Source organism: Streptomyces sp. NPDC049687, assembly GCF_044465285.1.
Lineage (GTDB): Bacteria > Actinomycetota > Actinomycetes > Streptomycetales > Streptomycetaceae > Streptomyces.
This window is the reverse complement of record NZ_JBITLN010000002.1, coordinates 418,812-439,728: the sequence shown is the minus strand read 5'-3', so window position 1 is coordinate 439,728 and position 20,917 is coordinate 418,812. Positions and strand designations below refer to the sequence as shown.

The following is a 20,917-nucleotide window of genomic DNA, read 5'->3' as shown; positions in this document are numbered from 1 at the left end:
CACGGCGGTCGTCGGAGCGGAGGACGCCCACGGGGCGCCGCAGTCGACGCTGCGCGCCGTCAGCCGGTGAGGGCATCCGGGGGCCGCGCACGGTGTGGGCCACGACGTGGACACCGCAACGGGCGGCGCCGACAACGGCCCCGGCCTCACAGGGGTATGCGCACCACGAGGTCCGCCCGCTCCCGCGTTCCCGCCACCAGCGCGGCGTTGCGCTGGTCGCTTCTCTCCACCCAGGCCACCGCCTCCTCGTGGCCCTTGCCGAACTCCTCGTGCCGGGCGACCAGCCGGCGGACCCGGTCGTCCTCGTCGGCCTCGCAGAACCACACCTCGTCCAGCGCCGCCCGCACCCGCGTCCACGCACCCGTGCCGAGGAGGAGGTAGTTGCCCTCCGTCACGACCAGCCGGGCGCTGGGAAGTACGGGGACCGCGCCCGCGACCGGCTGCTCCAGCACCCGCTCGAAACCCGGCGCGTAGACGATGTCCTCGCCGTCCGTCCGCTCCCGCAGCCGGTGCAGCAGGGCCGCGTACCCGGCCGCGTCGAAGGTGTCCGGGGCACCCTTGCGGTCCCTGCGGCCGAGGCGGTCGAGTTCGACGTCGGCGAGGTGGAAGCCGTCCATCGGGACGTGCGCGGCCCAGGGCACGCCGTCGCCGTTCAGCTCCCTCACCAGGCGCTCGGCGAGAGTCGTCTTGCCCGCGCCCGGACTGCCCGTGATGCCGAGCAGCGTGCGCCGCCGGCCGTCCCCGGCGAGGGAACGGGCCCGATGCACCAGATCGTCGAAAGTGAGCACACAGCAGAGTGTCGCAGTCTCCTGGAAGGAGACCCCACGCAGATCCGCACCGGTTCGTATCGATTCGTATCGAGAGGAGGGCGACCGTGTCCGACGACGAGACGCAGATCCGCACTCTGATCACCCGCTGGGCCGACGCCGTCCACCGCGGCGACCTCGACACCGTCCTCGCCGACCACACGGAGGACCTCGTCCTGTACTACGTCCCCCCGCCACACGCCGGCCTCCGCGGTCTCGCGGCCTACCGGGCCCTGTGGCCGCCGTTCTTCGCCTGGCAGGCCCAGGGCGCCCGCTTCGACATCGACACCCTCGACGTCACCGCCGGTCAGGACGTCGCCTACGCCCACGCCCTGCTGCGCTGCGGCACACCCCAGGAGCTGGCCGAGACCCCCACCCTGCGGCTGCGCCTCACCTTCGGCCTGCGCAAGGAGCACGGCCGCTGGCTGATCGCGCACGAGCACCACTCGTTCCCGCACGACTGATGGCGCGAAGGTGTGGCGTGTGCCACACCGTTGAGAGGGCCGATCCCGGGGAACCGACCCTGTATGACGACGACGCTCGGGCTCCCCGACACCATCCAGGCCTGCCTCTTCGACCTCGACGGGGTCGTCACCCGGACGGCCGTGGTGCACGCGGCTGCCTGGAAGGAGACCTTCGACGCGTTTCTGCGCGAGCGCGAGGGGGAGGGCTTCCGTCCCTTCGACACCGCCGACGACTACGACGAGTACGTCGACGGCCGCCCGCGCGCCGACGGCGTCCGCACCTTCCTCGCCTCCCGGGGCATCCACCTGCCCGAGGGCCACCCGGAGGATCCGCCCGACGCGGCGACCGCGCACGGCGTCGGCAACCGCAAGAACGAGATCCTCCTGGCGAAGATCCGCACCGAGGGCGTCGAGGCCTACGACGGCACCCTGCGCTACATCGAGGCGGTCCGCGCGCGTGGGCTGCGCACGGCGATCGTCTCCTCCAGCGCCAACACCCGCGACGTGCTGCGCTCGATCGGCGCCGAGCACCTCTTCGAGATCCGGATCGACGGCGTGGTGGCCGCCGAGCGCGGGCTGCCCGGCAAGCCGCACCCCGACACCTTCCTCGCCGCCGCCCGCGACCTCGGCGTCGAGCCGGCGCGGGCGGCCGTCTTCGAGGACGCGCTGGCCGGGATGGACGCGGGGCGCGCCGGGAACTTCGGGTACGTCGTCGGCGTCGACCGCGTCGGACAGGCCGACGCGCTGTCCGCGCACGGCGCGGACGTCGTCGTCAAGGACCTGGCAGACCTTCTGGGACGGGGAGGGGACGCGTGATCACCCACCGTTCGTACGGCGTGGAGCCGTGGTGCGTGCGCGAGACGGAACTCAACCTCGACGTCCTCGCGCAGAGCGAGTCGGTGTTCGCGCTGTCCAACGGGCACGTGGGCTGGCGCGGCAACCTCGACGAGGGCGAACCGCACGGCCTGCCCGGCTCCTACCTCAACGGCGTCCACGAACTGCACCCCCTGCCCTACGCGGAGGCGGGCTACGGCTATCCGGAGTCCGGACAGACCGTCATCAACGTCACCAACGGCAAGATCCTCCGGCTGCTGGTCGACGACGAGCCGTTCGACCTGCGCTACGGCCGTCTCGTCGCCCATGAGCGGGTGCTCGACCTGCGTCGGGGCGTCCTGGAGCGGACCTGCGAGTGGACCTCGCCGGCCGGGTCCACGATCCGGGTGCGCTCGACCCGGCTGGTCTCCCTCACCCAGCGGGCCGTCGCCGCCGTCGCCTACGAGGTGGAGGCCGTCGGCAGCCGCTCCCGCGTGGTGATCCAGTCCGAGCTGGTCGCCAACGAGAGCCTGCCCGACCCCGACGGCGACCCGCGCGCCGCCCGCGCCCTGAAGTCGCCGCTGGAGCCGGAGGAGGACGTCGCCGTCGGCAACCGGCTCCGGCTGGTGCACCGTACGAAACGCAGCGGGCTCAGGGTGGCCGTGGCCGCCGACCACACCGTCACCGGCCCCGAGCGGACCACCACCGCCAGCGAGAGCAACGTCGACGTGGCCCGCCTCACCGTCACCTCCGTCCTGGAGCCGGGCGAGACGCTGCGGGTGGAGAAGCTCGTCGCGCACGGCTGGTCCGGCGCCCGCTCCCGGCCGGCGATGAGCGACCAGGTGGAGGCGGCCCTCGCCGCCGCCGGACACAGCGGCTGGCAGGGCCTCCTGGACGAACAGCGGGCCTGCCTCGACGACTTCTGGGCCCGCGCGGACGTCGAGGTCGACGGCGACGAGGAGATCCAGCAGGCCGTCCGCTTCGCCCTCTTCCACGTCTACCAGGCCGGCGCCCGCGCCGAGCAGCGCGCCATCCCCGCCAAGGGCCTGACCGGCTCGGGCTATGACGGGCACGCGTTCTGGGACACCGAGACCTTCGTGCTGCCCCTGCTCACCTACACCGCGCCCGACGCCGTCGCCGAGGCCCTGCGCTGGCGGCAGAACACCCTGCCCGCCGCCCGTGAGCGCGCCACCCAACTCGGCCTGCGCGGCGCCGCGTTCCCCTGGCGGACCATCGAGGGCTCCGAGGGCAGCGCGTACTGGCCGGCCGGGACGGCCGCCTTCCACGTCAACGCCGACATAGCCGACGCCGTCGTGCGGTACGTCGCCGCGACCGGGGACGCCGACTTCGAACGGACCACGGGCGTCGAACTGCTGGTGGAGACGGCCCGGCTGTGGCGCTCGCTCGGCCACCACGACGCCCACGGCACCTTCCACATCGACGGCGTCACCGGCCCCGACGAGTACAGCGCGGTCGCCGACGACAACACGTACACCAACCTCATGGCCCGCGCGAACCTCCTCGCCGCCGCCGACGCCGTCCAACGCCACCCCGAGGAGGCCGCCCGGCTCGGCGTCGACGAGGAGGAGAGCGCCGCCTGGCGCGACGCGGCCGAGGCGGTGCACATCCCGTACAACCACGAACTCGGCGTCCACGAACAGCACGCCGGCTTCACCCGCTACCAGCACTGGGATTTCGCCGGCACCCGCCCCGACCAGTACCCCCTCCTCCTGCACTTCCCGTACTTCGACCTCTACCGCAAACAGGTCGTCAAACAGGCCGACCTGGTCCTCGCGATGTACACCTGCGGCAGCCACTTCGACGACGAGCAGCTCGCCCGCAACTTCGCCTACTACGAGCCCCTCACCGTCCGCGACTCCTCCCTCTCCGCGTGCTGCCAGGCCGTGATCGCCACTCAGGCCGGCCATCTGGGACTGGCGTACGCCTACACGGCCGAGGCCGCGCTGATGGACCTGGCCGACCTGGAGCACAACACCCGCGACGGACTGCACATCGCCTCCCTGGCCGGCACCTGGACGGCCCTCGTCGCCGGCTTCGGCGGACTGCGCCGCGACGGCGACAGCCTCCGCTTCGCGCCCCGTCTGCCGGAGAGGTTCAGCCGTCTCGCCTTCAGCGTGCAACTCCTCGGCAGCCGCCTGCGCGTGGAGATCGGCCCCGACAAGGCGACGTACACGCTGCTGGCCGGCGGCCCCCTGACGATCAGCCACCACGGCGCACCGGTCACCGTCAACGGGGACGGTCCCGTCGTGCGCGCGGTACCCGCGGCCCCGGCGCGCCCGGCTCCCGCTCAGCCCCCGCACCGGGGGCCGACCACCCGCTGAGCCGTCCACGTGTTTCCCGGCCGCCGGCCGCAGGTAGGTAGGGGATGTCGGTGACCGGGCGGGCGAGGGGGAGTGGCATGGCGGCAGGCAGTGGGCACGAGGGTCGGCCGGCGGAGGAGTTCTTCACGCCGGGGAGCTCGTCCTTCAGCGAGTTCCTGGCGGCACACCGGCCCGAACTGCTCCCGACCCGCCGCCCCTTCCCGGACGGTGTGCGGGCCGCCCCGGACCGGTTCCCGCACGGCACCACGGTCCTCGCCCTCTCCTACCGCGACGGCGTCCTCGTCGCAGGCGACCGCCGGGCCACGATGGGCAACCTCATCGCCCAGCGCGACCTGGAGAAGGTGCACCCGGCGGACGACCACACCGCCGTCGCCTTCGCCGGCACCGTCGGACTCGCCCTGGACATGGTGAAGCTGTACCAGGTCGAGCTCACCCACTTCGAGAAGGTCGAGGGCGTCCCCATGACCCTCGGCGCCAAGGCGCGCCGGCTCGCCACGATGATCCGGCAGAACCTCGGCCAGGCCATGCAGGGCCTCGCCGTCGTCCCCCTCCTCGCGGGCTACGACTTCACCGCCCCCGAGGGCGCCAAGGGCCGCATCTTCAGCTTCGACGTGGCCGGCGGCCTGTACGAGAAGGCGCCCTTCCACGCCGAGGGCTCCGGATCCCCGTACGCCCGCGGCGCCCTGAAGAAGCTGTTCCGCCCCGGCATGACCCGCCGCGAGGCGTCCCTGGCCGCGCTCCAGGCACTCTACGACGCGGCCGACGACGACTCCGCCACCGGTGGCCCCGACATCAGCCGCCGTATCTTCCCGATCGTCTCGGTCATCACCGAGGAGGGTTTCGAGCGGCTGTCCGAGCCGGAGACCGAGGAACTGAGCCGCGAGATGGTCGCCCACCGCAGCCGGCGACCGGACGGCCCGAACGCAACAGCGTGAAGCGCAACGCCCCAAGGGCGCGGGGAACCGCGTGACCAGCCACGGACGACCCGCGGCCGACCACGGTATTCACGAACGCGGCACCCACCCCTTGTGCCATCGCAGCAGCTGCTGGGCCGGATCCCCCGTGTAGGACCAGGGAGTACGGGTGGCACGCCGCCCGAGCAGTCGCAGCAACGGCGTGGCCACGTCGTCCGCGTCCGCCCAACAGGCCGCATGAGCCAGGTAGTTGACGTCACGGAGTTCGCCGGGGGCGATGACCGAGTCCGGCCGGCCGGTGATCCACCGCTCCCAGGTGCGGCGGACGTCGCTCACCGCGCCGTCGTTGTTCCAGTGCTGGGCGAGCCCCACCGTGGCGGGGCGGCCCCGGGGGGTGTCGACGGCGTGGCGGTACTCCTCGACGCGGGCGTACTGGACGAGGACCGGCAGCGGGCAGCCCGGCGGGGCGACCCCGGCGGCGTCGCGGGCGAAGTCGTACATCAGGCCGTGCGAGCCGTGCCAGCGGGCGGAGTAGTAGTGCAGCACCTGGAGGTGGCCCTCCATGCTGAACGGGTCCCGCCGGTGCAGCTCGTCCCACCAGCGCGCCATCTCCTGCCGGCGCACCCCGGCCGGGTAGAGGCGGGCCACCGAGATCAGCGAGATCCACGGCGTGGGGTCGTCCAGGTACGCCTCGGCGGCCGACAGGCACGCCAGCACCGCCGCGTCGACGCGCTGCTGGTCGATCGGCACGCCCCGGCCCGCGGCGATGGCCAGGTTGAACGCCCGGGCGGTCTCCGTGGCCGCCCGCAGCACCAGCGCGTCGGCGCTGCGCGGCTCGGCGGCCAGCCAGGTCTCCACCGTCGAACTGCCCGCGCAGGCCTGCGCCAGCAGCCGCACCCGGTGGCCGCGGGCGAGCCAGTCGGGGCCGGTCGTGCGCAGCAGTTCCCGCAGGCCCTGCCAGCGCCCGATGACGATGTCGTGCCGTGCGGAGGAGAGGGACGCGTCCCCGCAGTCGGGGTCGAAGTCGGGAGCGAAACGGTCTCGCGCCAACGGGGTTCCTCTCAGAAGTCGGTCGGGAGACCCTCGTAGGCGGTGGAGTGCGCGGCCGCGTGCCCGTCGGGGACGTAGTCCGCCTCGACGGTCCGCGAGGCGTCCAGCCGGGCCGGCCGGTAGTAGTCGCTGCCCTGCCGCCAGTACCAGAGCATCGGCACCAGCCCCACGGCGAGCCCGCCGATGCCGATGGCGATCGCCGCCGGCTCCAGCTCGCCGAGCGACTCCGCGAAGATCCAGAACATGAACGCCGCCCCGAACAGCGGCCACAGCCCGCCGAGGAGGAAGTCGGACGGGGACCGCAGCAGCGTCCTGCGGTAGGCGACGACCGCCGCCAGGCCCGCGAGGCCGTAGTAGACCGCGATCTGCAGCCCGATCGCCGAGATCGCGTCGGCCAGGATGTCGCCCACCGAGCCCAGCGCGTTGGAGGCGACGAACATCGCCAGCGCCACCCCGCCGACCACGGCGATCGCGATCCACGGCGTGTTCCAGGTGCGGTGCACCCGGCCCAGCGCGGACGGCATCGTACGGTCGCGGCCCATCGCGAACAGCGAGCGCGTCACCTGGATGAGCGTCGTCTCCAGCGTGGCGATGGTGGACAGCATCACGGCGACGATCAGCACCTTGCCGCCCACGCCAGGCCACAGCTCCTCGCCGAGTGCGCCCAGCACGTTCGCCCCGTTGTCCTCGATCCGCTGCGAACTGAGGACGATGTTCACGGCGATGGTGAACACCTCGAAGAGCAGGAAGACGATGCCGACGCCGACCAGGCCCGCGAGGCCGGTCGTACGGCGGCTGTTGCGGGTCTCCTCGCTGAGGTTGCTGGTCACGTCCCAGCCCCAGTAGTAGAACGCCGCCACGAGCGCGCCCGACGCGAAGCCGGAGACCCCGTCGAAGTGGCTGAACCCGAGCCAGGACCAGTCGAACGGCAGCGCGTTGTCCTTCGTGTGGAAGCAGGCGAGCAGCGCGAACACCGCCAGGACGGCCAGTTCCACACCCGACATGATCAGCTGGGCGCGCACGGTGAGCCGGGCCCCGCCCAGCACCACCGCCAGCATCACCAGGAACCAGGCCGCCCCCACCACCGTGGACAGCGCCGTGTCGTCGGCGAGGCCCTCGTCGAAGAGGGCGAGTGTCATCGAACCGGCCGGCAGCGATCCCGCCACCATGAAGATGGTCGCCGAGACGACCAGCGCCCAGCCGCTGAGGAAGCCGAGGAAGGGGTGGAGGGTCCGGCCCACCCATGAGTAACTGGCGCCCGCGTTCACGTCGATCCGGCTGAGCCGGCTGAAGGCGAGCGCGATGCCCAGCATCGGTATCGCGCAGTACAGCAGCGCCGCCGGGCTGGCCAGGCCCACCGCGCCCACCAGGACCGCCGTCGTGGCGGCGATGGAGTACGCCGGTGCGCTGCCCGCGACCGCCATCACCACCGTGTCGAAGGTGCCGAGGACGTTGGCCTGCAGCCCTCTTCCGGTGCTGTTGCTCATGCTTGTGCCGCTTTCCTTCGTGCACACCGCCGGTGGGGAACGGTACGACGGCGTATGGGGGGTGAGGGTGGAGCACCGCCGCGCACCGGAGAGGGATGTCCTCGGGAAACGACGGCGGGGAGGAGCACGGCGGTTGCCGGTCACCAGAGCGTTCAGGAACGGTCACACCCAGTGTGCGAGTGATGATAGCCCCACCGCTTGAGCTTTCAAGATTGACGGGTGGGTAACCGTGCGTCCGCGCGGGCGCGGCAGGTACCGCGATTGGAGCGGGCGACACGGGAAACGCGGACGGGGACACCAGCAGTCCGAAGACGAGGGAGGCACCCATGGGTACCGGGTCCGCGGCGATGGGCGACGACGCCTACCAGCCCACCGGCACGAACGAGGAGCAGGAGGACGCCGCCCCGCTCGACCTCCAGGACGCCCTCGACGAACGCACCTACGACGACACCCTGGACGAAGGCTACTCCCCGCCCGAGAAGCCGCTCGGCGTCACGAAACACGGCACCACCGCGGCCGAGCAGCACGACGGCGAGACCCTCGACCAGCGCCTCGCCCAGGAGGTCCCGGACGTCTCCGAGCCGGCCGGGGACGGCATCGGCGACCTCCCCGACGGGGCGGGAGAACCCCTCGACCCCGAGGTCGGCGACGCCCGCGCCGGCCGTCTGGTCGCCCCGGACGAGGGCGCCCACCCCGACACCACCAAGGAGGAGGTCGCCGAGGACAAGGGGATCGACGGCGGGGCGGCGGGCGCCGAGGAGGCCGCCGTTCACATCATCGAGGAGTGAATGATCAGTCCCCGATCCGGTCCAACTGCCGCAGCCGGTTGGTGGCGTCCAGCGCGGCGACCTTGTACGACTCCGCCAGCGTCGGGTAGTTGAACACCGCGTCGACCAGGTAGTCGACCGTCCCGCCGCAGCCCATCACCGACTGCCCGATGTGGATCAGCTCGGTCGCGCCGGCCCCGAAGCAGTGCACGCCGAGAAGCGTGCGGTCCTCGGGCGAGACCAACAGCTTCAGCATGCCGTGCGCGTCGCCGATGATCTGCCCGCGCGCCAGCTCCCGGTAGCGGGCGACACCCACCTCGAACGGCACGCTGTCCTCGGTGAGCTGGTCCTCCGTGCGCCCCACGAAGCTGATCTCCGGGATGGTGTAGATACCGATCGGCTGGAGGTGGTGCATCTGCCCGACCGGCTCTCCGAAGGCGTGGTAGGCGGCCGCCCGGCCCTGTTCCATCGCCGTCGCCGCCAGCGCCGGGAAGCCGATGACGTCACCGACGGCGAAGATGTGCGGGACCTGCGTACGGTAGTGCTCGTCCACCTCGATCCGGCCGCGCCGGTCCGCCGTCAGCCCCGCCCGGTGCAGGTCGAGTCCGTCGGTCAGGCCCTGCCGGCCCGCCGAGTACATCACGGCGTCCGCGGGGATCTTCTTGCCGCTGGCCAGCACGGTCAGCGCACCCCGCGGATGCCGTTCCACGGCGGCGACGGTCTCCCCGAACCGGAAGGTGACCGCCAGGTCCCGCAGGTGGTACTTGAGCGACTCGATGACCTCGACGTCGCACATGTCGAGCATCCCGGCCCTCTTCTCCACCACCGTGACCTTGCTGCCGAGCGCGGCGAACATGCTGGCGTATTCCATGCCGATGACACCCGCGCCCACGATCACCATGGACCGCGGCACCCGCTCGATCGTCAGGACGTTGTCGGAGTCGAGGATGGTCCGCCCGTCGAACTCCACGCTGTCCGGGCGCGCGGGCCTGGTCCCGGTGGCGATGACGACGTGGTCGGCGCTGATCAGCCGCTCCTGGCCGCTGATCTCGCGCAGCGCGACGGTGTGGGCGTCGACGAACCGGCCCGTGCCGGCGAACACGGAGACGTGGTTGCGGGACAGCTGGCTGCGGATGACGTCGATCTCCCGGCCGACCACGTGCTGGGTGCGCGCGGTGAGATCGGCGACGGTGATGTCCTCCTTCAGCCGGTAGCTCTGTCCGTACAGGTCGCGCTGGGTGAGACCGGTGAGGTACAGCACCGCCTCGCGCAGGGTCTTGGAGGGGATGGTGCCGGTGTGGAGGGAGACCCCGCCGACCATGTCGGGGCGGTCGACGACGGCGACTCGGCGGCCCAGTTTGGCCGCGGCGATGGCGGCCTTCTGACCGCCGGGACCTGATCCGAGGACGAGCATGTCGAAGTCGGGCACCCTCCGCAGTCTGACAGCGCGGGGGCCCACAGCGAAAGAGCGTACGGACTTCTAGGGCAGCAGCTTCTCGATCGCGCTCGGGCCCTCCTTGTCGAGCTTGCGCCGGGCCCACTCGAGGTTGCGCGGGGTGAGGTCCCTGCCCGTGGCCAGGACCATGTCCTCAGGCGACACTTCGGTGCCGGTGCGCGTGTGGAGCAGGTTGTCCGGGGTGACGCGTTCCGGGGAGGGCCGGGCGGCGCCGGGCTGTGACGTCGGCATGATGTCTGCTCCTCGCGTCCGAAGGAATGTACTAACACCATTCATCCTGGAGCCGCGCCGTGCAATCCGATCAGACGCGGCTGAGATGCCGGGAAGATCGGGCGGGCGTGCAATGGGCCCTATGGCACCCACCACCGCCGGGGACCCGCGACGCGGGGGACTGCGCAGGCTCGGCGCCTGGTGCGCCCATCACTCCTTGTTCGTCATCGTCGCCTGGCTGGTGGCCCTGGTCGCCCTCCAGGTGATCGACCGCTCCGTCGGCGGAACCTACGAGGACAACTTCCAGCTGTCGGACGTGCAGTCCGAGAAGGGCCTGGAGGTCCTGAAGGAGCACGACCCCCAGGCCGGCGGCTACAGCAGCCAGATCGTCCTGCACGACGACAAGCAGGCGCTGAGCGCCCTCGGGTCCCAGATGTCCACCACCGTCGGTGACCTGCAGAAACTGCCCCATGTGCTCGCCGCGCAGAATCCGCTCTCGCAGACCCCCGGCAAGGTCGGCCCGGTATCCGACGACGGCAGGACCGGGTACATCACCATCCGCTTCGACGTCCAGCCCTCCACCCTCGGCGACGACTACCTGACCGGCGTCGACAAGGCGGTCCAGCCGCTGCGGGAGGCCGGCGCCGAGGTCGAGTACGGCGGCTCGCTCGGCGAACTGGCCCGGCCCACGGCCGACGACCGGGTCAGCGAGCTGATCGGGTTCGCGGTCGCCGTCGTGGTCCTGCTCGTCGGCTTCGGCAGCGTCATCGCCGCCGGTCTGCCGCTGGTCACCGCGCTGATCAGCGTCGTCGGCGGTCTCGCCTGCCTCGGCCTGCTCGCCGCCGCCTTCACCTTCGCGACCGTCTCACCGACCCTCGCCACCATGATCGGCCTGGGCGTCGGCATCGACTACGCCCTCTTCCTGATCACCCGGCACCGGCAGAACCTCATGAACGGCGCCGATCCCGCAGAGGCCGCCGGACACGCCACCGCCACCAGCGGCCGCGCCGTCCTGGTCTCCGGCACCACCGTGATCATCGCGCTCGCGGGCCTCTACGCCTCCGGGGTGTCCTTCATCGGCAAGCTCGGCCTCGCCGCCGCCATCACGGTCGTCTCCGCCGTCGTCGGCGCCCTCACCCTCGTCCCCGCCCTTCTCGGGCTCATCGGCCGGCACATCGACCGCTACCACGTGCGCGAACCGGTCGCCGAGACCGACGCCGAACCGGGCGCCACCCCGCACGGCACCTGGCACCGCTACGCCAGACGCGTCGAGCGCAGACCCTGGGAGTACCTCGGGGCCGGCGTCGCCGTCATCGCGATCCTCGCCATCCCCGTCTTCTCCATCCAGCTCGGCCACATCGGAGACGGCGCCGACCCGACGTCCTTCACCGACCGGCGTGCCTACGACCTGATGACCGACGCCTTCGGCCCCGGCTCCAACGGGCCCCTCACCGTCGTCATCGACCAGACGGACGTCCCCTCGGACAAACGCTCCGACCTCACCTCCCAGGCGCAGAAGACCCTGAACGCCGTCCCCGACGCGGCCACGGTCACCCCGCTGACGGCCACCGAGGACGGCGACGTCCTGATCGCCACCGTCTACTCCACCCAGGCCCCGCAGGACGCCACCACCACCGACCTGACGAACCGGCTCAAGGACGACACCCTCCCCGACGCCGTCTCCGGCTACGACGCCAAGGGGTACGTCACCGGCACCACGGCCGCCCAGGTGGACTTCCGCGACATCGTGGCCAGCCGGCTGCCCCTGATCATCGGGGTGGTCGTCGCCCTCGCCTTCCTGATCATCCTCGCCGTCTTCCGCGGCCTCCTCGTCGCGGTCAAGGCCGCCGTCCTCAACGTCCTGTCGATCACGGCCTCCTACGGCGTCGTCGTCGCCGTCTTCCAGTGGGGCTGGGGCGGCCCCGCGCTGGGCGTCAACGGCGACGTGCCCATCGAGAGCTATGTGCCGATGATGATGTTCGCCATCATCTTCGGCCTCAGCATGGACTACGAGATCTTCCTGCTCTCCCGCGTCCACGAGGCCTGGAAGCGCACCGGCGACGCCAAGGACTCCGTCGCCCACGCCCTGGAGATCACCGCCCGGGTGATCACCTGTGCGGCCCTGATCATGGTGAGCGTGTTCGCGGCGTTCCTCATCAGCGACAGCATCGTCGTCAAGATGCTGGGCCTGGGCCTCGCCGTCAGCGTGCTCATCGACGCCACCGTCGTACGGCTGCTCATGGTGCCCGCGGTGATGACCCTGCTCGGGGCGCACGCCTGGTGGACGCCGCGCTGGCTGGACCGGATCCTGCCGCACATCGACGCCGAGGGGGACGCCGAGAACCTCAGCGGCGAGCCGGACGGCCGGGCGCGAGAACGAGCATCGTGACGTCGTCGCCGACGGTGGGGGAGTGACGCAGCAGATCCGCCCAGACACGCTCGGCCGTGGTCGCCGGGTCGGTGCCGGCGGTGAGGGCGGGCAGCCGGTCGGTGAGGGGATAGAAGGCGCCGGCGGTGTTCCTGGCCTCCCAGACGCCGTCGGAGGCGAGGAAGAGGCGGTCGCCGGGGAGCAGGGGCACGGCGTGGCCGACGGGCCGGGCCGCGTCCGGGAGGCCGAGACCCAGCGGCGTCCACGGGGCGAGGGCCACCTCCGTCGCCGTACCGTCGCGCAGCAGCACCGGCGGCGGATGCCCGCACACCACGATCCGTACGGCGTCCGCGGCCGGCGCGAACTCCAGCAGGACGGCCGTCGCGAACAGCTCGGCGTGCGGGACCCGCGCCGAGTCCACCGCCAGCCGCCGGTCGAGGCGGGCCGCCACCGCCTCCAGGGACGGCTGGTCGAGCACCGCCTCCCGGAACGCCCCCATCAGGGACGCCACCGTCGCGATCGCCGCCAGTCCGTGCCCCTTGACGTCCCCCAGCACCGCCCGCACCCCGTGCGCGCTCTCCCGTACGTCGAAGAAGTCGCCGCCGACCAGCGTCCCGCGCTCGGCCGCCCGGTACAGGCCCGCACAGCACACCGGACCCACCCGCTCCGGCACCGAGGGCACCACGGCGCGCTGCGCCGCCTCCGCGACCATGCGCTCCATGTCCGCCTGCTCGTCCCGGCGGCTGCGCACGAACGCCACGAACACGCTCAGCAGGGCGACGAAACAGACCGTCAGGAGGTCGGTCCGGCCCGGCCGGTCCAGTCCGAACGCCGGCACGTTGAGCATCACGACCACGGCCGCGCCGAGCACCGCGGTCGCCACGGGGCCGTACGACAGCACCGCCAGCGGCGGGATGGCACCCAGCAGGAAGCCGATGTCGAGCCGCTCGGGGCTCGCCAGCGTCGCCGCGCCGACGCCCGCGATCAGCAGGATGGGCAGTGCCCGCACCCAGGGCGGCGCGGGCGCGCCCCGCAGCCAGCTCCGCCGGTCCCCGTCCACTCGTGCCACATCACCACGCTCCACCCCGGCACCGGCCGCCGCACGCCGAGAAAACCGTTGGACGCGGTCGAGGACGACTCCGTAGCGTGTGACCGCACGCCCGGACACCACGGAAGGAGGCGAGCGCCGATGACGTACTCATCCGCCCCGCGCTCCCGTTCCGTGACCCCGGCGTGCCACGTCTGACCTCCGTGTCCGACGCCCGGGAGCGCACCAAGCCGTCCGTATCCCGGAGGAATCCGTGACCGATCCGGTCATCCGCGCGCTCGACGAGCGCGACGTCCATCTCTTCGACACCCTGCCCGACCCGCTGCGCGCGGCCGAGGCGTTCCGCAACGCGACATACCGCCCCGAATGGAAGCGGGTCGCCCTGCGCGACGGCCGGGTCGTGGCCCGCGCCGCATGGTGGGGCGGACCCGACGACGGCGAACCCGTCGTCGTCGAGTGGTTCGACTTCGCCGACGGAGAGGAGGAGGCGGGCGCCGAACTCCTGCGCACCGCGCCCTGGCGGGTCGGCCTGGAACTGGCCCTGCCCGGTGGCTGGCGCCAGGACCCCGCCCTGCGGGCGGCCGCCGAGGCCCGTTACGCTGCCGCCCGCGCCGCCGGCCACACCCTGCTCGTGGAACGCTTCGTGTACCGCTGGACACCGGAGTGCGGCCTTCCCGACCGCCCCGGCAGGCTGCGGTTCGCCCCCGAGCCCGACGACGCGGTGTTCTTCGACGCCCTGCGCCGCATCCACTCCGCCACCCTCGACGCCCACGCCCTGAAGGCCGTCGAGGAGGGCGGACTCGACCAAGCCGCCCAGGAGGAGCTGGACTTCTTCCGCTGGTGCCCGTCCCCGCGCGAGTGGTGGCAGGTCGCGTACACCCCGGACGGCGATCCGGTCGGCATCCACATCCCGGCCCACAACCCCTCCGGCCCCTGCGTCGGCTTCATCGGCGTCCTGCCGGAACACCGCGGCCACGGGTACGCCTACGACCTCCTCGCCGAGTGCACCCACTACCTCGTCGAACGGGGCGCGCAGTTCATCGCCGCCGCGACCGACCAGGGCAACTTCCCCATGGCCGCCCACTTCGCCGAGGCGGGCTACCCCGTCGTACGCGAACGGGCGAACTTCGACGCCCGCTGACGAGGTCCCCCCGGAGTCAGGGTGTTGCGCCGACGCCGTCGCCCAACAGGGCCTCGGCGTCGGCGAGTATCTCGGTGACGCGCAGGCCGAAGGCGGCGTCGCAGGGGTGCGGACTGCCGTCCCGGGCCGCGGCGCACAGTTCGTCCGCGGCCCGGGTGAGGGCGTCGGCGGCGCTTCCCGTGGGCTGCGGCAGCCGGGTGACCCCGGACGCGCCGTACACCTCGATGCCCGCGCCCGATGCCTGGGGCGGGGCCGTCAGACTGAGGGTCACCGTGCTGGAGGCGCCGCCGGTGTGGTCGAGGACCAGGTGGACGGTGTCGCCCGGGCCGGCCGCCGCGGCCGTCACCCGGCGGACGTCGCCGAGTACGGGCAGCAGGACGGACAGGGCGTGCGGGCCCACGTCCCACAGGGCGCCCTTCTCCCGCCGCCAGGGCGTGGCGAACGGGCTCCCGTTCTCCTCGGCGAACACCGATCCCAGCCACTGGGCGTGCGCCGTGAACCAGCCCCCGGTCCGGGCCTGTTCGGCGATCCAGTCGCCGGTCTCGGACAGGAACCGGGTGGTGAAGAAGACGACCGAGGCGACGCCGGCCTCCTCGGCGGCCCGTACCACGGCCCGTGCCGCGGCCGGCCTGGTGGCGACGGGCTTGTCGAGCAGCAGATGGCAGCCCGCGCCGGCGGCCCGGACCGCCAGCTCCGCCTGCACGTCCGGCGGCAACGCGACGGCGACCGCGTCCACGTCCGCGAGCAGCGCGTCGACGTCGTCGTAGGGCCGCGTCCCGTGACGGTCCGCCAGCTCCTTGGCGGCCTCCGGCCGGCGGCCCCACACCCCCGCGAAGTCGAGACCGTCGTGCGAGGCGAGGACGGGGGCGTGGACCATCCCGGCCCAGGGACCGGTGCCGAGCAGACCGATACGCATGCTGTTGGCTCTCCCTGCTGTAGAGAACAGACCGTGGGCGAGCCTCGCACACGAAGTTTGCCGGGGGTAGCCCGGGGTGCGCCCCCGTCCGGGGAACGCCCACTTCAGGCGGCCGGGCACGGCCCTTTCAGGCGGCCCGCGCCCCCGACGGCCGACCCTCGTGGTCCGCCGCCGACCCCGCGTCCGCCGCCAGGGCCTCGGCGGCTCGGCCCGAGGGCGCCGGCTGAGCCTTCGCCGGTTCGCCCGAGTGCGCCGATCGAGCCTCCGCCGGGCCGGCCCTGTGCGCGGGCCCGTCCGTGGCCCCCGCGCGCACTGCCGTGGTGCCCCCGATCAGGTACAGATGCCGTCGGCGTGCCGCGTGCCGGCGCCTGGCCGTGGCGGGGGCCAGCAGTTGGTCCTCGACACGGTCCATGAGCGCCAGCAGGGCTGACAGGGACGGCAGCAGCAGTACGGCGACCCAGAGCACGGTTCTCTCCTCGTCCGGCGACAGCGGGACGGGTGCTCAGAATCGGCCAGGTGATGCACGCCACTCTCCGCCGGATCAGGGCAGGGAGGGCGCGGCGAAACCCGTCAGCAGCGCGTCCGCCAGGTCCAGGCCGCTCTCCAGGGAGATCTCCCGCAGCGACTGGGCGGGCCGGACCGCCGCGAACTCGATCCGGCCTCCCTGCTCCAGATAGCCGTACACGGCGGGCCTGGCCAGGCTGTTGTACGCCCAGGGCGCCGAGAAGTAGTAGGCGCCCGTGTCGTGCAGGACGACCACGTCCCCCTCGTCGAGTTCGGGCAGCGGGCGGGCGTGGGCGACGACGTCCCCGGCGAAGCAGAGGGGCCCGGCGACGTCCTGCGGCACCACGGGCGTCCGCTTCGGCGTGCCGTCGGGGCCGTACGCGGAGATCCGCAGCGGCCAGGCCTCCGGCATGAACACCGTCCGGGTGGCGAGGTGGGCGCCGGCGTGGGTGAGCGCGATCCGGCGGCCGCCCGCTTCCTTGACGTACTCGACGAGCGCGGCGGTGAAGCCGTTCTTGGCGAGCAGGGAGCGCCCGAACTCGGTCACCACCTGGTAGCGGCCGTCCAGCAGGGCCGGCTCCACGGCCGTGAGCGCGGCCACGTACTCGGCGTAGGACGGCGTGACGCAGTCGTCGGCGAAGTTCACCGGCAGCCCGCCACCGAGGTCGAGGCTGGTGACCTGACGGCGGCCGACGCGCGCGTTGATCTCCTCGGCGAGCCGGTGCAGTGCCGCGAGCCCCTGCGCGATCAGCGGCAGGGGGCAGCCCTGCGAGCCGACGTGCGCGTGCAGCCGGGTCAGCCAGGGGCGCCGTGCGAAGGCCTGGACGACGCGCTCACGGGCGCCGGGGTCGCGCAGGGCCACGCCGAACTTGGAGTGCGCGGTCGCGGTGCTCATCGCGCCGATGGAGCCGCTGCCGACCTGCGGATTGACCCGCAGCCCGAGGACGGAGGCGCAGTCGGCGGGGCGCAGGACGTCGATCCGGTCGAGTTCGGCGAGGTTGTCGGCGTTCACCGCGACGCCCAGCTCCAGTGCCTCCCGGATCTCCCGGCGGGTCTTGGCGGGGGAGTCCAGCACGACACGCGCGGGGGCGAAGCCCGCGTCCAGCGCCAGCCGCAGCTCGCCGGGGCTCGCCACCTCGCAGCCCATCCCGGCGTCGGCGAGCAGCCGTAGTACGGGTACCAGGGGGCAGGCCTTGGCCGCGAAGGCGTGCAGCACGTCCGGCACGTCCGCGAACGCCTCGTGCAGCGCGGCGACGCTTTCGCGCACGCCCCGGACGTCGAGGAAGCCGGCCACCGGCCGGTCCTCGGTCAGCAGGCCGTCGGCGACGGCCTGCCGGACGGCGGGCGCGAGCTTCTCGGCGGGCGGCGAGGTGGGGTGCGGGGTGGGAAGCGACACGTCCGGGTCTCCTTCGGTGAGGGGCGGGACACTTCCAGGTTCACCCCCCGACGAGGCATACGTCTTTGGAGTACGGTCCAAAGACGACCGCAATCCCTGTGTCCGCCCACAACCTCAGGGCGACGGAGGAGCGGCCAGTCGGACCGCCAGGGCCAGCAGCAGCCGCGTGTCGGGGTCGTCCAGGTCCACGTCGTACCGCTCCCGGACCCGGCCCAGGCGGTAGCGGAGCGTGTTGGGGTGCACGAGGAGCCGACGGGCCGCCTCCGGGACGTCGCCCCCGGTGTCGCACCACTCCGCCAGCGTCCGGACCAGCTCCCCGCCCGTGGCGAGATCCGCGCGGATCAGCTCGTGGACCGGTCCGGCCCCCGACTCCCACACCGGCCGCACCGCGTCCAGCACCCGCAGCACCTCCAGCGGGGCGCCCACGCCGGCGGCGTCCGAGAAGCGCGCCGGCCGGGGCCGTCCGGCGGCGGACGCCCGGGCCTCCCGCTCCCGCAGCGCCCGTACGACCAGCATCGCCCGCTCCTGCGACCACGCGGCCCGCTCCGGCGGCACCACCGGGCCGACGCCCAGCCACACCGCCCCCGCGCCGGGCAGCGAGGAGACGGCCGCGTCCAGGTCGCGCACGACGGCCCGTACGGCCTTCTCGTGGTCCGCCGCCGCACCCTCCCCGGTGAGCAGCAGCGCCAGCCGGTCGCCGTCCCGCAGGACACCCGTGCCGGGGCGGTGCGCCGAGATCTCCAGGACGAGTACGTCCAGGGAGCGGTCGTCGGCCCGTCCCGTGGGCCGGCGTTCGGCCACCACCACCGCGCACGGCGCGTCCGGGGACAGCCCCAGTGACCAGGCGTGCGTACGGCGGTCCCCGAGCCCGTGCAGCAGTCCGCGCAGCGCGGCCTCCCGGCGGTGTGCCGTGCCGCTCTCCCGCAGCCGCTCGCGCACCAGCAGGGGAGCGGCCAGCCCGGCGGCGGTACGCAGATAGCGGGCGGCGTCCGGGGCCAGCGCCGCGCCGTCCGCCGCCGCCCAGATCGACCCGAGCACCTCCCGGCCGCTGCGCACGGCGACCACCAGCCGCTCGGGGTTGTCGCCGTCGGCCGCCCTGTGAATGACGTCCGGCGAGGTCCACAGGGCCCGCAGCAGCCCGCTGCGGCGCAGCTCGGCCACCCGCCAGTCCGGCACCCGGCCGCCGAGGATGACGGTCCGGCGCAGCGCGTCGGCCCCGGGGCCGGTCGCGGAGTGGGCCAGGACCCGCAGCCGGGTGTCCTCGATGGTGATCGACCCCTTCACGTACGCCGCGACCCGCGCCGCCAGCACGGCGAGCGAGGGCGCCGCCTCCGGGCCCCGCAGCGGCTCGGTGTCTTCCTCCCGGCCGGCGCCGACGTACGACAGCGCCGACCGCAGCAGCGCGGCGGCCTCGGCCCAGTCGGTGCCCTCGGCGCGCGCCAGGAGCGCGATGCCGGCCTCGCGGGCCACCGGCACGAGTCCCTCGTCCGCCTCGCCCAGGACGACGGCGCAGGCACCCCGCCGGGCGGCCTCCTCGACCGTCCCGGCGACGGGGGCCGCCCCGACCGCCAGCAGCAGGACGCCCTCCTGACCGGGGCTCAGGTCGTCCAGACCGACCGCGATCCGCCGCACCGCGGTGTCGGCCGCGGCGGGCGCGCACAGCAGGCGCAGCGCGTTGCCGTCCTCGAAGGCCAGCAGGGACCGCAACGTCACGGCCGTGGCGTCGTCCATTCGGGGTGTACTCCTCGCAGTCTGGAAGTGACGGACCCGCACCGCGCACGAGTGGCGTGGCACGAAGGGGAACGTGCGTGACTCAGCGTGCGTGCCCGCGTTACGTACGGCACGAACCCGCGTGGCGCGATAGTGCCCCCGGAGGGTGACACGTCCGCCCCGTGCGCATGATTCGCCCAGCTCCGGGCACACGCAGCGCAACAACTGTAGAGAGGGGCGCTCGTGATCGTTCCGGACCCCAAGGTAGCCAGGACGTTGTTGACCCGGTACGCGACGCTGAGGATCGCTCAGGCGGAGCAGGAGCGGCCGGAGACGGCCCGTGAGCTGCGGGACGTGACCTACACGCTCTGTGTGCTGATGGGCACATCCGAGGTCCGCGAGGCGCTCGCCGCGGCGGACGCCCTGCTCGAGTCCCGGGCCACGTCGGCCGGCAAGGGGTTGTCGCTCGCCGTCTGAGCGGTTGCCGGTGCGGCCGGGGCCCCGATCGGGGCCCCGGCCGCACCGGGGTGTCCTTCAGGAGGCCGCCGAGCCGCACCGGTCGGCGGGCCGGGGGCCGGACTTCGGGGCAGGTCCGGCGAGCCACTCCGCGATGGTGCGGGCGATGGGCTGACCGGTGTCCACCTCCACGAAGCCGAACTGCCCCGACTGGTTGCACTCCAGGAACCACCAGGTCCCGTCCGCGTCCTCGGCGAAGTCGAAGGCGCCGTACGACAGTTCCGCCTCGCGCAGATACGTCCGTACGGCCTCGGCGAGGCGCGGCGGGACGTCGGCGGGGCGCCACGGTGTGGCGGAGGGCGCGTACCGCACGTCCACCACCTCGGGGTCCGCGCCGGGCGCCGTGTCCTTGCGGGCGGCCAGGATCCGGTCGCCGACCGCCGTCAGCCGTATGTCGGCCCGCTTGGCGACCCGGCGCTGCAGCAGCGTCGGACCGTAGGCGACGGCCGCGAAGTCGGCGCCGGGCGGGACCCGCGTGGTGGGCACCGCACGGGGTGGATCCTGCGGATGAGCACCGGACACCGGCTTGACCACCAGGTCCGGGTAGCGCTCCGCGAAGTCCCGCGCGGCCTGCGGGAAGGTCGTGATGAGGGTGGCGGGAACGGGCAGCCCGCTGCGCTGGGCGAGCCGCAGCTGCCACGGCTTGTGCCGGGCACGCAGGGACGCGTCGGGATGGTTCATCCAGCGCGCCCCGGTGCCCCGGAGCATGCCGTAGAGGGCCTGCGAGGCCTCTTCCGTGAGCCATGCGGACGGCTGGGCCGCCCGCGCCGCCGCGACCCCCGGCCGGCGCACCCACACGGACCGCAGTCCGTCCAGGCTCACCAGCCGGCCGGCCGAGGACAGATGGCCCCGGAAGGCACCGTGGACGTACTCGCCCGAGAGGGCGACGGTGCTGGTCAGATCGGCCGGGTCGAACCGGACGACCGGGACGCCCGCGGCGTTCAGGTGCACGACCACCATGTCCGCCGTGACGTCCTCTTCGCAGGTCAGGATGAGCACGGTCATCTTG

Annotated in this window: 19 protein-coding genes; 8 read left to right on the top strand and 11 right to left on the bottom strand. The window is 73.2% G+C overall.

What is annotated here, in order from left to right:
* Nucleotides 1–146: 146 nt before the first annotated feature.
* A complete protein-coding gene (locus tag ACIBVL_RS07045; protein ID WP_399093103.1) occupies nt 147–788 on the bottom strand; it encodes a nucleoside/nucleotide kinase family protein in 642 nt (213 codons plus the stop codon).
* An 86-nt stretch (nt 789–874) separates the two neighbouring features.
* On the opposite strand from ACIBVL_RS07045, the gene ACIBVL_RS07040 reads away from it, so the two are divergent.
* The 4 genes from ACIBVL_RS07040 (at nt 875) to prcB (ending at nt 5,360) form a co-directional block, all read left to right on the top strand.
* The gene (locus ACIBVL_RS07040) at nt 875–1,270 is read left to right on the top strand and encodes a YybH family protein (protein ID WP_399093100.1); all 396 of its coding nucleotides are present in this window, start codon (nt 875–877) and stop codon (nt 1,268–1,270) included.
* A gap of 63 nt (nt 1,271–1,333) precedes the next feature.
* Complete coding sequence (locus tag ACIBVL_RS07035) at nt 1,334–2,086, top strand: HAD family hydrolase (RefSeq protein WP_399093097.1); 753 nt, start codon at nt 1,334–1,336, stop codon at nt 2,084–2,086.
* Nucleotides 2,083–4,425 (top strand): glycoside hydrolase family 65 protein, encoded by a 2,343-nt coding sequence (locus ACIBVL_RS07030; RefSeq protein ID WP_399093094.1) that lies wholly within the window; start codon nt 2,083–2,085, stop codon nt 4,423–4,425. The genes ACIBVL_RS07035 and ACIBVL_RS07030 overlap by 4 nt, the downstream gene beginning before the upstream one ends.
* A gap of 77 nt (nt 4,426–4,502) precedes the next feature.
* Nucleotides 4,503–5,360: a proteasome subunit beta gene (prcB, locus tag ACIBVL_RS07025; RefSeq protein WP_399093091.1), complete on the top strand. Its 858-nt coding sequence runs from the start codon at nt 4,503–4,505 to the stop codon at nt 5,358–5,360.
* Nucleotides 5,361–5,429: 69 nt separating this feature from the next.
* Here the strand turns inward: prcB and ACIBVL_RS07020 are convergent, their stop codons facing one another.
* Nucleotides 5,430–6,389 (bottom strand): hypothetical protein, encoded by a 960-nt coding sequence (locus ACIBVL_RS07020; protein ID WP_399093088.1) that lies wholly within the window; start codon nt 6,387–6,389, stop codon nt 5,430–5,432.
* A gap of 11 nt (nt 6,390–6,400) precedes the next feature.
* Nucleotides 6,401–7,876 carry an APC family permease gene (locus ACIBVL_RS07015; protein ID WP_399093085.1) on the bottom strand — a complete coding sequence of 492 codons (1,476 nt, stop codon included), beginning with the start codon at nt 7,874–7,876 and terminating at the stop codon, nt 6,401–6,403.
* Nucleotides 7,877–8,202: 326 nt separating this feature from the next.
* Between ACIBVL_RS07015 and ACIBVL_RS07010 the strand changes: the two genes are divergently transcribed.
* The gene (locus ACIBVL_RS07010) at nt 8,203–8,664 is read left to right on the top strand and encodes a DUF5709 domain-containing protein (protein WP_399093082.1); all 462 of its coding nucleotides are present in this window, start codon (nt 8,203–8,205) and stop codon (nt 8,662–8,664) included.
* Nucleotides 8,665–8,668: 4 nt separating this feature from the next.
* On the opposite strand, the gene sthA is transcribed toward ACIBVL_RS07010, so the two are convergent.
* Nucleotides 8,669–10,072 carry a Si-specific NAD(P)(+) transhydrogenase gene (sthA, locus tag ACIBVL_RS07005; RefSeq protein WP_399093079.1) on the bottom strand — a complete coding sequence of 468 codons (1,404 nt, stop codon included), beginning with the start codon at nt 10,070–10,072 and terminating at the stop codon, nt 8,669–8,671.
* A gap of 51 nt (nt 10,073–10,123) precedes the next feature.
* Nucleotides 10,124–10,330, bottom strand: a complete 207-nt coding sequence (locus ACIBVL_RS07000; RefSeq protein WP_399093076.1) for a hypothetical protein — start codon at nt 10,328–10,330, stop codon at nt 10,124–10,126.
* 112 nt (nt 10,331–10,442) lie between these two features.
* Between ACIBVL_RS07000 and ACIBVL_RS06995 the strand changes: the two genes are divergently transcribed.
* Nucleotides 10,443–12,698 carry an MMPL family transporter gene (locus tag ACIBVL_RS06995; RefSeq protein ID WP_399093073.1) on the top strand — a complete coding sequence of 752 codons (2,256 nt, stop codon included), beginning with the start codon at nt 10,443–10,445 and terminating at the stop codon, nt 12,696–12,698.
* On the opposite strand, the gene ACIBVL_RS06990 is transcribed toward ACIBVL_RS06995, so the two are convergent.
* Entirely contained in the window at nt 12,655–13,746 is a 1,092-nt protein-coding gene (locus tag ACIBVL_RS06990) for a PP2C family protein-serine/threonine phosphatase (protein ID WP_399093070.1), read from the bottom strand. The two genes, ACIBVL_RS06995 and ACIBVL_RS06990, sit on opposite strands and share 44 nt — an antisense overlap.
* Nucleotides 13,747–13,978: 232 nt before the next feature.
* Here ACIBVL_RS06990 and ACIBVL_RS06985 point away from each other — a divergent pair, with 232 nt between their 5' ends.
* On the top strand, nt 13,979–14,866 hold the full coding sequence (locus ACIBVL_RS06985) for a GNAT family N-acetyltransferase (protein WP_399093066.1): 888 nt from the start codon (nt 13,979–13,981) through the stop codon (nt 14,864–14,866).
* A 16-nt stretch (nt 14,867–14,882) separates the two neighbouring features.
* Here ACIBVL_RS06985 and ACIBVL_RS06980 read toward each other — a convergent pair whose 3' ends face one another.
* From ACIBVL_RS06980 to ACIBVL_RS06965, 4 genes are all read right to left on the bottom strand, one after another.
* Entirely contained in the window at nt 14,883–15,782 is a 900-nt protein-coding gene (locus ACIBVL_RS06980) for a Gfo/Idh/MocA family protein (RefSeq protein WP_399093063.1), read from the bottom strand.
* Between the two features lie 127 nt (nt 15,783–15,909).
* A complete protein-coding gene (locus ACIBVL_RS06975; RefSeq protein WP_399093060.1) occupies nt 15,910–16,248 on the bottom strand; it encodes a hypothetical protein in 339 nt (112 codons plus the stop codon).
* Between the two features lie 75 nt (nt 16,249–16,323).
* Nucleotides 16,324–17,682 carry a diaminopimelate decarboxylase gene (locus ACIBVL_RS06970; RefSeq protein ID WP_399093057.1) on the bottom strand — a complete coding sequence of 453 codons (1,359 nt, stop codon included), beginning with the start codon at nt 17,680–17,682 and terminating at the stop codon, nt 16,324–16,326.
* 114 nt (nt 17,683–17,796) lie between these two features.
* Nucleotides 17,797–19,413 carry a PucR family transcriptional regulator gene (locus tag ACIBVL_RS06965; protein ID WP_399093054.1) on the bottom strand — a complete coding sequence of 539 codons (1,617 nt, stop codon included), beginning with the start codon at nt 19,411–19,413 and terminating at the stop codon, nt 17,797–17,799.
* A 222-nt stretch (nt 19,414–19,635) separates the two neighbouring features.
* Between ACIBVL_RS06965 and ACIBVL_RS06960 the strand changes: the two genes are divergently transcribed.
* Entirely contained in the window at nt 19,636–19,869 is a 234-nt protein-coding gene (locus ACIBVL_RS06960; RefSeq protein WP_399093051.1) for a DUF5133 domain-containing protein, read from the top strand.
* A gap of 57 nt (nt 19,870–19,926) precedes the next feature.
* Here ACIBVL_RS06960 and tgmB read toward each other — a convergent pair whose 3' ends face one another.
* Nucleotides 19,927–20,913 carry an ATP-grasp ribosomal peptide maturase gene (gene tgmB, locus ACIBVL_RS06955; RefSeq protein WP_399093048.1) on the bottom strand — a complete coding sequence of 329 codons (987 nt, stop codon included), beginning with the start codon at nt 20,911–20,913 and terminating at the stop codon, nt 19,927–19,929.
* Between the last annotated feature and the right edge of the window lie 4 nt (nt 20,914–20,917).

What these genes read in the sequence shown, in the direction of transcription:
- ACIBVL_RS07000 (WP_399093076.1), bottom strand. Translation starts at nt 10,330, where the DNA reads ATGCCGACGTCACAGCCCGGCGCCGCCCGGCCCTCCCCGGAACGCGTC.
- ACIBVL_RS07010 (WP_399093082.1), top strand. Translation starts at nt 8,203, where the DNA reads ATGGGTACCGGGTCCGCGGCGATGGGCGACGACGCCTACCAGCCCACC.
- ACIBVL_RS06980 (WP_399093063.1), bottom strand. Translation starts at nt 15,782, where the DNA reads ATGCGTATCGGTCTGCTCGGCACCGGTCCCTGGGCCGGGATGGTCCAC.
- tgmB (WP_399093048.1), bottom strand. Translation starts at nt 20,913, where the DNA reads ATGACCGTGCTCATCCTGACCTGCGAAGAGGACGTCACGGCGGACATG.
- ACIBVL_RS07035 (WP_399093097.1), top strand. Translation starts at nt 1,334, where the DNA reads ATGACGACGACGCTCGGGCTCCCCGACACCATCCAGGCCTGCCTCTTC.
- ACIBVL_RS07015 (WP_399093085.1), bottom strand. Translation starts at nt 7,876, where the DNA reads ATGAGCAACAGCACCGGAAGAGGGCTGCAGGCCAACGTCCTCGGCACC.
- ACIBVL_RS06965 (WP_399093054.1), bottom strand. Translation starts at nt 19,413, where the DNA reads ATGGACGACGCCACGGCCGTGACGTTGCGGTCCCTGCTGGCCTTCGAG.
- ACIBVL_RS06995 (WP_399093073.1), top strand. Translation starts at nt 10,443, where the DNA reads ATGGGCCCTATGGCACCCACCACCGCCGGGGACCCGCGACGCGGGGGA.
- prcB (WP_399093091.1), top strand. Translation starts at nt 4,503, where the DNA reads ATGGCGGCAGGCAGTGGGCACGAGGGTCGGCCGGCGGAGGAGTTCTTC.